The sequence below is a fragment of the Stanieria cyanosphaera PCC 7437 genome (assembly GCF_000317575.1).
Classification (GTDB): Bacteria; Cyanobacteriota; Cyanobacteriia; order Cyanobacteriales; family Xenococcaceae; genus Stanieria; species Stanieria cyanosphaera.
On sequence record NC_019748.1, the window covers coordinates 3,507,869 to 3,520,374 of the forward strand.

Annotated in this window: 13 protein-coding genes; 7 read left to right on the plus strand and 6 right to left on the minus strand. The window is 34.2% G+C overall.

Annotation, left to right across the window (positions count from 1 at the left end):
* Positions 1–145: 145 nt before the first annotated feature.
* Positions 146–841: a 3-oxoacyl-ACP reductase FabG gene (fabG, locus tag STA7437_RS15170; RefSeq protein ID WP_015194267.1), complete on the plus strand. Its 696-nt coding sequence runs from the start codon at positions 146–148 to the stop codon at positions 839–841.
* A 37-nt stretch (positions 842–878) separates the two neighbouring features.
* Here fabG and STA7437_RS15175 read toward each other — a convergent pair whose 3' ends face one another.
* Entirely contained in the window at positions 879–1,601 is a 723-nt protein-coding gene (locus STA7437_RS15175; RefSeq protein ID WP_015194268.1) for a DUF1997 domain-containing protein, read from the minus strand.
* A gap of 115 nt (positions 1,602–1,716) precedes the next feature.
* Between STA7437_RS15175 and STA7437_RS15180 the strand changes: the two genes are divergently transcribed.
* Positions 1,717–2,376 carry an SDR family oxidoreductase gene (locus STA7437_RS15180; protein WP_015194269.1) on the plus strand — a complete coding sequence of 220 codons (660 nt, stop codon included), beginning with the start codon at positions 1,717–1,719 and terminating at the stop codon, positions 2,374–2,376.
* A gap of 84 nt (positions 2,377–2,460) precedes the next feature.
* Positions 2,461–3,126 (plus strand): glycoside hydrolase family 24 protein, encoded by a 666-nt coding sequence (locus STA7437_RS15185; RefSeq protein WP_015194270.1) that lies wholly within the window; start codon positions 2,461–2,463, stop codon positions 3,124–3,126.
* Positions 3,127–3,305: 179 nt separating this feature from the next.
* Here STA7437_RS15185 and STA7437_RS15190 read toward each other — a convergent pair whose 3' ends face one another.
* Both STA7437_RS15190 and STA7437_RS15195 read right to left on the minus strand, forming a co-directional pair.
* Positions 3,306–3,698 (minus strand): hypothetical protein, encoded by a 393-nt coding sequence (locus tag STA7437_RS15190; protein ID WP_015194271.1) that lies wholly within the window; start codon positions 3,696–3,698, stop codon positions 3,306–3,308.
* A 97-nt stretch (positions 3,699–3,795) separates the two neighbouring features.
* Positions 3,796–5,241: a pentapeptide repeat-containing protein gene (locus STA7437_RS15195; protein WP_015194272.1), complete on the minus strand. Its 1,446-nt coding sequence runs from the start codon at positions 5,239–5,241 to the stop codon at positions 3,796–3,798.
* Positions 5,242–5,605: 364 nt separating this feature from the next.
* Here STA7437_RS15195 and hemL point away from each other — a divergent pair, with 364 nt between their 5' ends.
* The 3 genes from hemL (at position 5,606) to STA7437_RS15210 (ending at position 9,126) form a co-directional block, all read left to right on the plus strand.
* Positions 5,606–6,907 (plus strand): glutamate-1-semialdehyde 2,1-aminomutase, encoded by a 1,302-nt coding sequence (gene hemL, locus STA7437_RS15200; protein WP_015194273.1) that lies wholly within the window; start codon positions 5,606–5,608, stop codon positions 6,905–6,907.
* Positions 6,908–7,026: 119 nt separating this feature from the next.
* Positions 7,027–8,562 (plus strand): bifunctional aminoglycoside phosphotransferase/ATP-binding protein, encoded by a 1,536-nt coding sequence (locus STA7437_RS15205; RefSeq protein WP_015194274.1) that lies wholly within the window; start codon positions 7,027–7,029, stop codon positions 8,560–8,562.
* 138 nt (positions 8,563–8,700) lie between these two features.
* Positions 8,701–9,126 (plus strand): DUF29 domain-containing protein, encoded by a 426-nt coding sequence (locus STA7437_RS15210; RefSeq protein WP_015194275.1) that lies wholly within the window; start codon positions 8,701–8,703, stop codon positions 9,124–9,126.
* Positions 9,127–9,214: 88 nt separating this feature from the next.
* Here STA7437_RS15210 and STA7437_RS15215 read toward each other — a convergent pair whose 3' ends face one another.
* On the minus strand, positions 9,215–10,042 hold the full coding sequence (locus STA7437_RS15215; protein WP_015194276.1) for an NAD-dependent epimerase/dehydratase family protein: 828 nt from the start codon (positions 10,040–10,042) through the stop codon (positions 9,215–9,217).
* Here STA7437_RS15215 and STA7437_RS15220 point away from each other — a divergent pair.
* Positions 10,041–11,342 carry a recombinase family protein gene (locus STA7437_RS15220; RefSeq protein WP_015194277.1) on the plus strand — a complete coding sequence of 434 codons (1,302 nt, stop codon included), beginning with the start codon at positions 10,041–10,043 and terminating at the stop codon, positions 11,340–11,342. The genes STA7437_RS15215 and STA7437_RS15220 overlap by 2 nt on opposite strands.
* Here STA7437_RS15220 and STA7437_RS15225 read toward each other — a convergent pair.
* Positions 11,339–11,647, minus strand: a complete 309-nt coding sequence (locus STA7437_RS15225; RefSeq protein ID WP_015194278.1) for a hypothetical protein — start codon at positions 11,645–11,647, stop codon at positions 11,339–11,341. The genes STA7437_RS15220 and STA7437_RS15225 overlap by 4 nt on opposite strands.
* A 220-nt stretch (positions 11,648–11,867) precedes the next feature.
* Positions 11,868–12,323 (minus strand): GatB/YqeY domain-containing protein, encoded by a 456-nt coding sequence (locus tag STA7437_RS15230; protein ID WP_015194279.1) that lies wholly within the window; start codon positions 12,321–12,323, stop codon positions 11,868–11,870.
* Positions 12,324–12,506 lie beyond the last annotated feature (183 nt).

Genomic DNA, 12,506 nt, shown 5'->3' on the forward strand with positions numbered 1-12,506 from the left:
AACTTCCTTTAGATTTTTCTAACTCTAGTTTTAATTTTTGCAAGCAATATTTTAAACGAGACAATATTTAAAAAGCTATTAACTTTGTTCTTGAACACAAAAGATTGTGACAATAATAATCTAGAAAATTGCATTATGAAAAGATATGGAAGATAAGCAAGTTTTATTGACAGGAGGTACTGGTGGACTAGGGTTAGGGGTTACACCAGCCATCTTAGCTCATCAAGCTAGATTGACAATCTCTTATGTAGAAGACAGTAGTGTAGAAAAATTAAGAAAACAATTGTCTTTTGCTGATTTTGAACGTATTCGTTTTGTTAAAACAGATTTAAGTGATGAAGTTTCAGTAAAAAGATTAATTAACGATTTAGGAAGAGTTGATATTTTGATTCATTTAGTAGGCGGTTTTGTGATGGGAAAAACCCATCAATTTGAGATGAGTGAATGGCAAAAATGTTTAAATCTAAATTTAACCACAACTTTTTTGATTTGTAAGTATTGTTTACAAAAAATGCGTCATTATAACTATGGTAGGATTGTCACAATTGGTTCAAGGGGTGCAGTGCAACCTGCTGCTAATTTGTCTGCTTATTGTGCAGCTAAAGCAGGGGTAGTAGCTTTAACTAAATCAATTGCAGAAGAAACTAAAGATTTTAATATTACTGCTAACGTAATACTTCCTAGTGTGATTGATACTCCAGCCAATCGCAAGGCAATGGGAGAAAACCAGGCAAATAGATGGGTTAAACCAGAGTCATTGGCAGAGATAATTTGTTTTTTGGCTTCAGAAGCAGCAGGAGAGCTTCGTGGTGCTGCCATTGAAGTTTATGGCAAAGTTTGAAAAAAGCGTTTTCAATGTTTTTGTTGAGAGTTGATGGTTAATTAGTTACTGGTTTAATAATTTCTAATTTTCTTCCCTGTTTAGAAGGAAGAGGTAAATCAAAGCGTTCGTGAAAATCTTGCTGAACTTTATAGGTTAAACGAGGCGAAATTTGTTTGACAATTTGTTGTAATAAGCGATCGCCTGTGCTTTGAATCACAGAAGCTGGTATTTTATAAATAAATTTGGGAAATTGTACCATAACCATCAAATCAAGATGCCAAATTACTTGAGTAATAACTGAAGGTAATTGAGCTTGTAGTTGTTTTGATACTCTAGATAAAAGACTTGCTGTAGCAACTTCTGTTAATTCCATTGCAGCTTGATAGTTAACTGCGTAACCAGGAGGTTGATAATTAGGAACAGGAATAGTATGAATCGTATAAACTCGGTCGACTGGTGGATTTAAAACTAAAGCAATTTTCGGTTCTACTTCATAACCAAAAGAGCTAAAATTACCGATGGTCAAAGTATAGCCATTATTACCTATCTGCTCAACTTTCATTGGGTGGGCGCAGCGACAAAACCAATCTTCGTGAGCATTTAAGTATTTAGCAACATCTTCGGCATGACTATACATATCCATAGAGCCTGCAAAATGTGCTTCAAAAAGAAAAGGTTTTTGTTCGATTGTACTATCAGTATTAAGTAGGAAATTTGGTGAGTGAACGGTTAATTCTTGCCAGCTAAGTTGAGGGTCATTAATAAATTTTGACTGCATACAATCCTTAGGGTACTGATTGACACTCGTTTCTATTGATATTTTTTCTACAATAAAAGAGTTAATTATTAGCTAAACACTTTTGAATTTTAAAAGGTGTGATTTGGAACGGATTATGAAAGCATTAGTAGTTGGAGCAACAGGACAAACGGGTAGAGCAATTGTTAAACAATTAACAGAAAAAAATATTGCTGTAAAAGCATTAGTACGTAATTTAGAAACTGCTCAAGAAATACTTCCTCCAGAGACTGAATTGGTGGTTGGAGATGTTCTTAAACCAGAAAGCATAGAACGGGCATTAACTGATTGTAACGTTTTATTGTGTGCCACTGGTGCTAAACCCAGTTTAAATCCTACAGGTCCTTATCAAATTGATTATCTAGGTACTAAAAATTTAGTTAACGCTGCTAAAAATAAAGGAATTGAACATTTTGTCATTGTTTCTTCTTTATGCGTCTCAAAGTTTTTTCATCCTCTGAATTTGTTTTGGCTCATCTTAGTTTGGAAAAAACAAGCTGAAGAATATATACAAGCAAGTGGTTTAACTTATACAATTGTGCGACCAGGCGGACTAAAAAATGAGGACAACTTAGACCAAATTGTCATGTCATCAGCCGATACTTTGTTTGATGGCAGTATTCCTCGTCCGAAAGTTGCACAAGTTTGTGTCGAAGCTTTGTTTGAACCCACAGCGAAAAATAAAATTGTGGAAATAGTAGCCAAACCTGATGCCCAACCTCAATCTTGGTCAGAATTATTTAGTCAGGTTGTTTAACAATCATCAACAAATTAAGTGATAAGTAGCCGAGAGAAAGCAACTTTAGTAATAATGAAGTATTGTTAGCAACTTGTGGGATTAATGCTGCAAAAAACTAATTTCATAGCCAATCTTGGGATAAAATTAAGTTTAGTGATTGGCTTGTTCTTTGTTTTATTCAATTTACAAGGGTATTTCTCTCCAAAGCGATCGCTTTTTTTCGATTCAAAATCTTATTCTCCTACAATTACTGGAACTCAACCTTTAGTTATGCAAGGAGGAGATCCTTATATTCGGGCTTTGATGCGTACTATTACTGCTAGTGAAGCTAATGTTAACCAGCCCTATCATGTGATTTATGGAAACAAATATGTTGAAGATCTCACTCGTCATCCTGAATTGTGTGTACCGATTGTCGCTGGTCCTAATCTAGGTAATTGTACTACGGCAGCCGGACGCTATCAGATGTTGGATTTTACGTGGGCAGAAAAAGCTAAAAACTATCATCCAGATCCTGATGGTTTATTGTGGTGGAAATCTTATAGTTTTGAACCTGAATATCAAGATGCAGTAGTTTATGGCTGGTTAAAGGATTCTCAAGCTTGGGGTGCAGATATTCCTCAATTATTAAGACAAGGAAAAATAGAAGAAGTATTGAAATTATTATCAGGTACGTGGACAAGTTTGGGTTACGGAATTGAAACTAATTCTATGAGTAAGTATTTACCGCAGATTTATCAAAATATGTTGCAAGAAGAGTTATCTTGATTTTCAAAATAAATCAATACTTACCACTAATACCAACTTAAAGAAAGCTTTTATCATATTGGTAAGGTACATCAGTTACTAATTACTAATTATTAATTACTAATTATGAGGGATGAATAATCAACCATATTTATAGCAGAATTTTTATGTACAATAACTGCTTGAACTTTGAGAAGACCTTACTCAGATTGGGTTGCTTCTCTTACTGTTGAATTATTTTTTCTGTTTCTTAGTCGATTTTTTTCTTGTTGATACTGTTGTAACCAAGGAGATGTTTCTTGATTTACCCAAGGAGATTCTTGTTGGTACTGTTGTAACCAAGGAGATGCTTCTTGATATAACCAGGGAGATTCTTCTTGATGTACCCAGGGAGATTCTTCTTGATGTACCCAGGGAGATTCTTGTGGTTTTTGAGCAAATAAGTAATTAAATTTATTGATAGAGTTAGGATAAATAGTATTCGTAACTTCAGTGTTTGAAATCCCGACACTATTATTTAATAAAGATAAAGTGGGTTTTACTTCTAAGCAAAGATTAGTCAAGAAAGAGATAAAAATTAAATTTTCAATCACTATAATAATTTCCGCAAAATTGCTGAACTAATTCGTAGGATAACATTGGATTCGCTTGAAACAAAATTTTGAGAATCAAGAATACTTTTCATGATGGTTATTGCTTCCATTGATTACCATCAGGCATAGTTGCGTCCTGAAGTTGTGCATTGGTTAAATTTGCTCCTTCTAACTTAGCGTTAATCAAAATCGCACCTGTTAAATTTGCTGAAGTTAAATCTGCTCCTCGTAAATCTGCACCACCAAGATGAGCATTGCAGAGATTGGCACTGCGTAGGTCAGTATTAACGAGATTTGCTCCAATGCATTTACTATTGAGATGTGCTTCGACTAAATTCGCATTAGATAAGTTAGCTGCAATTAAGTTAGCTTCTTTTAGATTTGCTCGATGAAGATTGGCTTGTTGTAAATTAGCTCGACTTAAATCTGCATTAATCAAATTAGCTTCTTTTAGATTAGCTTTGCTTAAATTTGTTCCGCTAAAATTAGCATTTTGACCGTTAATTCGGGTTAAGTTTGCTTGTTGTAAATTAGCTTGACTCAAATCAAGATTGCTCAAATTAACATTTTTTAATTCTGCTTCAATTAACTTGGTTTGTTCAAATTTAACCAGGTTTAATTTAGCTCCCATTAATTTTGCTTGACTTAAATTAGCTGCGGTTAAGTTAGCTTGACTGAGGTTAGCAGCAATTAAATTAACTTGTTGCAAATTAGCATTTTGTAATTGAGCTTTAATTAACTGCGATCGCTCTAAATTGGCTTGATAAAAATTAGTATAGGTTAAATTAGCTGCTTCAAATGTAACCCCATATAAATTAGCTTGACATAAATTGGCATAACTGAGATTAGCCTGACTTAAATTAGAATTTTGTAAATTAGTTTGAGTTAGATTAGCTAAGGAAAGATTCGCTTGAGTAAGATTAATTGGACGTAGATTTTTGCCTACTAAATTAAGCCCAGTCAGATTTATTTGTTGAAATTCTCTCAATCCATTTTCATACAAAAGCAAAAAATCTTTGCTAGATAAATGCTCTTTTTTGAATTGAAATATTTTATGGCAAATCAACCAAAATAGTAAACGTTCGATTTTAGTTTTATTTGTGTCTAAACTTTCACACACTGGTAATTCTGGTTGAATACTTGAATGAATTTGATTTGATAAAGATTGATTGGGTAAGTGTGGTTCAAGCCAATTAAGTAAATCACTAAGGTCGCTTCTTTCTTCAAAATCATCTGAGCCTTGTTCAATGATAGGTTGATAAAACAAGTTGAATTGGTCTTGATGAAAAGATATTTGTTCTAACTGTTGTTGCAGATGGTCGAGATATTGTTCTAATCGATTATCAATTCTATTATTGTTAATTAAAAATTCTCCTAACTGTTGTTGTAAGCAATCAATTTTTTGTTCTATTGCTGAAATAATACTTAAAATTTCTTCTAAATCATTAATATTAACTAAAGAATTCAAAATTTCCTGAATTTGAGTTTCAAGCAGTTCAATTTTATGAAGAATAAAAGCGATCGCATTGTTTGGTTCGATCATAATATGTTGTAAGTTAAAGCTAAAAATTATTTTTTCAATAATGACCAAGCAAAGTCACTATTTTAGCGAATAAGTTACTTAATCAGAAGCTTCCTATTGAAAATTGGTAAAATAAAACACGGCAAGACTGACCTCATGTCAATTGACATAAGATTCTGGTATAGCATAGTTGTTTCAAAATAAATAAGTAATTTATCTTTTCGTAATGTAGAAAAATCTTTGTTGTGGATTGCCAAAACTAGATTTAAAAATATTCAGATTAAGCTTTAGTAAATGCTATCAGACGTAGGATAATAAAAAATCACTAAACCAATCTTCTATCTAGAGATACAAATCATTTATTTAGATTATAAGGAGACAGTATTTGGTTAGCACAACTTCCTTTAAAACTACTAAATCAGAAGAAATTTTTGCTGCTGCTCAAAATTTAATGCCTGGCGGTGTTAGCTCTCCTGTTAGAGCGTTTAAATCTGTTGGTGGACAACCAATTGTTTTTGACCGCGTTAAAGGAGCTTATATTTGGGATGTAGACGGTAATAAATATATCGATTATGTCGGAACTTGGGGACCTGCTATTTGCGGTCATGCTCATCCCGAAGTAATTGAAGCTCTTCATCAAGCTTTAGAAAAAGGCACTAGCTTTGGCGCACCTTCTGTACAAGAGAATATCTTGGCAGAAATGGTTATTGATGCAGTTCCTAGTATAGAGGTGGTTCGTTTTGTTAATTCAGGAACCGAAGCCTGTATGTCAGTGCTGCGTCTCATGCGTGCATTTACTGGTAGAGATAAGATTATCAAATTTGAAGGTTGCTACCACGGACACGCAGATATGTTTTTGGTTAAAGCGGGATCTGGAGTAGCTACTCTAGGTTTACCAGATTCTCCTGGAGTACCCAAATCTACTACTACTAATACTTTGACTGCTCCTTATAACGATTTGGAAGCGGTTAAAGCCTTATTTGACGAAAACAAAGACGAAATTGCTGGGGTAATTTTAGAACCAGTAGTAGGTAATGCTGGTTTTATTGTTCCTGATGCTGGATTTCTGGAAGGATTACGCGAAATAACTCAAGATAATGGCTCATTACTCGTTTTTGATGAAGTAATGACTGGATTTAGAATTGCTTATGGTGGCGCACAAGAAAAATTTGGCATCACTCCTGATTTAACTACTTTAGGAAAAGTGATTGGTGGCGGTTTACCAGTAGGTGCTTATGGTGGACGTAAAGATATCATGTCTATGGTTGCACCAGCAGGACCTATGTATCAAGCAGGAACTCTTTCTGGTAATCCTTTGGCAATGACAGCAGGAATTAAAACTCTGGAATTGTTGCAAAGACCGGGAACTTACGAACAATTGGAACAAATTACCAAAAAACTAGCTGATGGCTTGCTTCAGGTTGCGAAAGAAACAGGGCATGACGTTTATGGTGGTAATATCAGTGCCATGTTCGGAATGTTCTTTACTGGTAATTCGGTTCATAACTACGACGATGCCAAAAAATCTGACCTGAATAAATTTGCTCGTTTTCATCGTGGAATGTTGGAAAAAGGGATTTATCTTGCTCCTTCTCAATTTGAAGCAGGATTTACTTCCTTAGCTCATACAGACAATGATATTGAGCAAACTTTGGCAGCAGCTAAAGAGGTTTTGGCTGATTTATAAATAAAAAGTTTTTGGGTTTCTAGAATAAGGTAGGCTTGTGCCTGCTTTTTTTTTGTTTTTTCTTTTGAAAGAGGTTGTTGTACGATAGATTCGGTCTATTCCTAATCTCAATGCTTTCTATGAATCAAATTAATATTGCTGCTCTAATCGATCAAATGCAACAGCCATCATTCTATCCTCATGCTGTTACAGAATCAATAGAATTGGTGCAAACTCACGTCTCTTATATTTTGTTGACAGGAGATTACGCTTACAAACTAAAAAAAGCTGTTAATTTTGGTTTTTTGGATTACTCGACTTTGGCTAAAAGAAAGCATTTTCTAGAAGAAGAGATTAGTATGAATCGTGTAATTGCGCCTGAACTTTATTTAGAAGTTGTCCCGATTACTAAGACTGGAGATAACTTTAGTTTGGGTGGAGAAGGAGAAGCAGTTGAATATGCTTTGAAGATGCGTCAATTCCCCCAAGAAAATCTTTTTATTAATCTGTTTGAAGCGGGTAAATTATCGATTGAACAGATGGAAGAGTTGGGCAAAATTGTGGCTCAATTTCATGCTCAAGCTGCTACCAATGATTATATTAGTAGTTTTGGTACGGTAGCCAAAGTGAGAGAAGCTTTTGATGAAAATTATCAACAGACTGAGCAATATGTAGGTAGAGTTCAAACTCAATCACAATTAGCAGAAACTCAAGCTTTTACTGATAGTTTTTTTGCCGAGAGAGAAGATTTATTTCAAGCCAGAATTGCCGAGCATAAAATTAAAGAATGTCACGGAGATTTACATTTAAAAAATATCTGTTTGTGGCAAGATAAAATTCAACTTTTTGACCGCATTGAATTTAATGAACCTTTCCGCTTTGTAGATGTTATGTATGATGTTGCCTTTGCAGTGATGGATTTGGATGCCAGAGGTAGAAAGGATTTTGGTAATGCTTTTTTAAATACTTATCTTGAACAAACTGGTGATTGGGAAGGTTTACAACTATTGCCTTTATATTTAAGCAGACAAGCTTATGTGAGGGCAAAAGTCACTTCTTTTTTACTTGACGATCCTGCGATTGACGATAAGGTTAAACAAGAAGCAAGTCAAATCGCAGCAGATTATTACAAACAAGCTTGGGAATACACCCAACCAACCCAAGGAAAATTGATCCTGATGTCTGGTTTATCGGGTTCGGGAAAAAGTACCGTTGCTAAAGCAATAGCGAGGAAAACAGGTGCAATTCAAATTCGTTCTGATGCTGTACGCAAGCATTTGGCAGGGATAGCTTTAGATGACAAGGGTAGCGATGAGATTTACAGTTCCGAAATGAGTCAAAAAACTTATGATCGCTTGTTAGAATTAGGTATTATGTTAGCTAAAGCAGGTTTTACAGTAATTTTAGATGCTAAATACGATCGTATTTCCTCAAGAGAACCTGTAATTGCAGCAGCTAAGACCAATCAAATTCCTCTCCAAATAATTAATTGTACTGCACCGTTAGAAGTTTTAAGCGATCGCCTTAGCAGTCGTAGTGGTGATATTTCTGATGCAACTGCTGATTTATTAGCTAGCCAACAGGCAACAGCAGAAGATTTTACTGAAGCGGAACAAGTTTATGTGACTACGGTGGATACTAGTAAGAAAGATTGGGAAGAATCTTTGAATATTTAGGCGGTTTACTTTCAAGCATGATCAATAGAAAAAAAGCTTTTGATAAAATTGAAGCAAATTCAGAAAGTATTAAACGCTGAAGATTTAGCCTTTGTTTTACGTATCTAATAGCGTAGTGCAATTATCAAAAGAAAACGAGTGAAAACTATCAGTAAATATGACAGCGACTATTATGAATGGTCGCAAGAACAATCACGTCTATTAAGAGAATGTCAGTTCGATCTCTTAGACGTGGAAAATCTGGCAGAGGAGATAGAAAGCTTGGGCAAAAGCGATCGCCGTAAGGTAAGAAGTTTGTTTGTCAGATTATTAGAACATCTTCTGAAAAGACGTTATGTCAGGATACAGGAGTGTTATAGGGGATGGGACGTAGAAATTAGAAATTTTTCACGGGCTATCTTCCGCATACTAGAGGATTCTCCTTCACTGAAAAACTATCTCAAAGAAATAGCTGATAAATGTTACAAGGAAGCAATGAGTTCGGTTGAGGAAGAATATGAATTGTATGACTTTTCTGGTGGTTTAAATCTTGAAGATGTAATAAATGATTTAATCGAGGAATAAGAAATAACTAGTAACTGGTGTACAGACGTTTCATGTTCCCGAAGGGTGCGAAGCAACGTCTCTACTGGTTATCCCTTTGCTTTGATAATTAAAACTCAATTTGAGGATGAATTAATTGTAAACCTGCGGTTTTAATTTTTTGATTGACTAACCTGACGTTAAAAGAAGGGGATGAAGATACATTTCCGTCCCAATTAAGAGATGCTAGATTATGGGTGGTAAATAAACGATGATAAAATTCTTGTTTGGTGAGTGGTTCATCACTACTAAGATTGTATATTCCCTGTAATTGTTGTTGACAAGCTAATGCGATCGCTTGCACAATATCATCTAAATGAACCCAGTTGGTATAATCTTGACCATTTCCAGGACGAGTTGTACCTGCCCAAGAACGAAAAATCTTGATTAATTCTCTTCCTTGTCCATAAATCCCTGCTAATCGCAAAATACAAGTATTTAATTGCTGATTCTGGGCTGATAAGATTGTTTCTTCAGTTTGACACAGAATTTCGCCATTTTGGTTGAGAGGGTTGTGTGGACATTTTTCATCTATCCATTGTCCTTGTTGGTTACCCAAAACTGCATGAGTTCCCGTATAAATTATTTGTCTGACAGTATTGGTTTGTTGTATGGCTGATACTAAATTTTTGGCTGTTTCTAAATACGCTTGTCCATAAGTATCGGGATCTCTTCGTTTTGCACCAACTGCAAATAAAATTACTTCTCGATCTTTGATTACTTTAGTCATAGTATCGCGATCGTTACCTTGAAGGATCACAACTTCTGAGGCAATAGGTGATAGTTGTGATATTTTGGCTGGTGTAGTAGTAGTTAAAGTAAGATGATGACCAGCTTTCGACCAAAGTTTAGCGATCGCAGTACCGACATAACCACAACCAATAATAGTAATTTTCATGAAAGTAATTGCTTATCTTTATTGCGATCCTTTATTAGATTTACCAGAAAGTGACTACAGTTGGGAATTAGTTCCAGATCGAGTGTATCAAGATTTGGGTCAACGGCAGCAATGGGAACAATTAATTTTAGACTGTCAGGTGCAACCTCCACAATATTTATTAATTCGTTCTTTAGAAGAATTAGGAGATACCCTTTCAGAAATATGCGATCGCATTAAACAATTGCAAGCTTTAAATTTAGAAATTATTATTTCTGAATCAAACCAAAATTTCTCACAATTATCTCAATTAAACTCTAACAATTTACCCGATTTATTAACACAAATTCAAGCCAATCAATCCCGTCGTCGTTTACAAAAAGGACACGCTCGTAATCGACTAAAAGCTCTTCCTCCTCCTGGAAAAGCTCCTTATGGTTATCGTCGTGGGCAAGATAAATATCTCATTGATAAAAGTACTTCTCCTATCGTTAAAGATTTTTTTGAAAGATTTTTATTATTTGGTTCTTTGCGTGGCGCAGTAAGATATTTAGAAAAAAGATATGGCAAAAAAATATCTCCTTCGACTGGTCATCAATGGTTAATTAATCCTGTTTATCGAGGAGATTTAAAATATAAAAATGGGGCAATTATTTCTGATACTCATGCTGCAATTATTTCTCGTGAAGAAGCTGCTCAAATAGATCGTTTATTAAGAAGAAATAGTCGTTTACCTAAGCGAACTGCTAGTGCGCCTCGTTCTCTAGCTGGTTTAGTAGTCTGTCAGCAATGTCAAACTCGGATGAAAATTACTCGCGTTAATAGAAAAAATAAACCACAAGAATATCTTTATTTACGCCCGATTAATTGTCCGCTTCAACCAAAATGTTCGGCTATTTCCTATCAAGAAGTCTTTCAACAAACTATTGAATCTATTTGTCAAGAATTACCTCGTGCTGTTGCTCAAGTAAATCTAACTAATTTAGAAGCAGCCAAAGAATCTTTAACTGCAACTATTACTCAAAAAAAAGATATTTTAAGACAACTTCCCCATTTAATTGAACAAGAAATTTTAGACCAGGAAACAGCCCAATTACGTAGTTATAAATTACAAACTGAAATAGCTCAATTAACTCAAAAAATATCTCAATTACCACCTGTTAATTTATTTGCGATCGCTAAAACTGTTTCTTTACCTCAATTTTGGTTAGATTTATCAGAATCAGAAAGAAGATTTTATTTACGTGAGTTTATTAAACAAATTGAAATTATTCGCTTTGGAACTAAAAACTGGTCTTTACAATTAATTTTTATCTTTTAATTATTATGTTCTACTTCTTTTGTATTTAAAGTTTTTTGAATCAAAAATTCATTAACTAATTGCGAATAAGTTGTATAAGTTTTAGTAATTCCATCTTGATAAGTAATCAAAAAAAAGGGAATCTTTGCTACTTGATATTGAGTAGCCAAAGCAAATCCTTCACTAAAGCGATCGCGTTTATCAGCAAAAATAATACAATCTATTTGAGCTAATAAACCAGAATTTTGCAGTTTTTCAAGAACAAAAGCAGATTTTGGACATATTTTTCCATCCAAGTCAATTTTTGCTACTAAAGTAATTCTCATTCAGTTAAATAGTCAGTAGTATTACTGAAATTTTTAGGGTTGTTATGCTTAGTTTAAATAAAATCACTAATTATTCCTACTACCTTCAAGAAAACTTGAAAAAAAAATCCAGATATTTAAAGTTTAGATGAAGAGAATTAAGTAAAAGTTAAATAAAAAACCATAAAAAAAGATGAAGGATCTAAAAATTTCCTCATCTTTAGTATTGTGTTAAACCTAATTAACCAAGCTTGTTTTTGACAATTTCTTGAATTTTTTTCCCGTCTGCTTTCCCTTTTAGTTGTTTCATCGCTACTCCCATCACTTTACCTAAGTCTTGAGGAGAATTAGCTCCGACAGAAGCGATAATCTCTTCTAAAACTGTTGTTAATTCTTCCTCATTCAATTGCTTGGGTAAATAGGTTTCAATAATTGCTAATTCTTGGGTTTCTTTAGTAACAAGATCCTCTCTGCCTGCTTGCTGAAATTGTTCAATTGAGTCGCGACGTTGTTTAGCTTGTTGAGCTAAAAGTTCAATTTCTTGTTCTTCCGTAAGACTATTTTTTCCTTGAGGACGCAAGGCAACTTCTTTTTCTAGGATAGCTTTTTTAATACTACGTACCGTTTCTAAGCGAATTTTATCTTTCGCTTTCATTGCAGTTTTGATATCTTCTCCGATTCTATCTTTTAAACTCATGGGTTTTTATTCCTTTTGTTTGCGTCGGCGATTCATTTATACCGCAAATAATGACGCAGTTTCTTTCTTTGTATGCTTAATGTAGCACGATGTAAATAAATAGTTTTGCCAAATAATTTACGGGAAAAAAAGTGTAACCAATTTTGCCTGAGTGTAAAGACATAACATCTTACGTCTCTACTG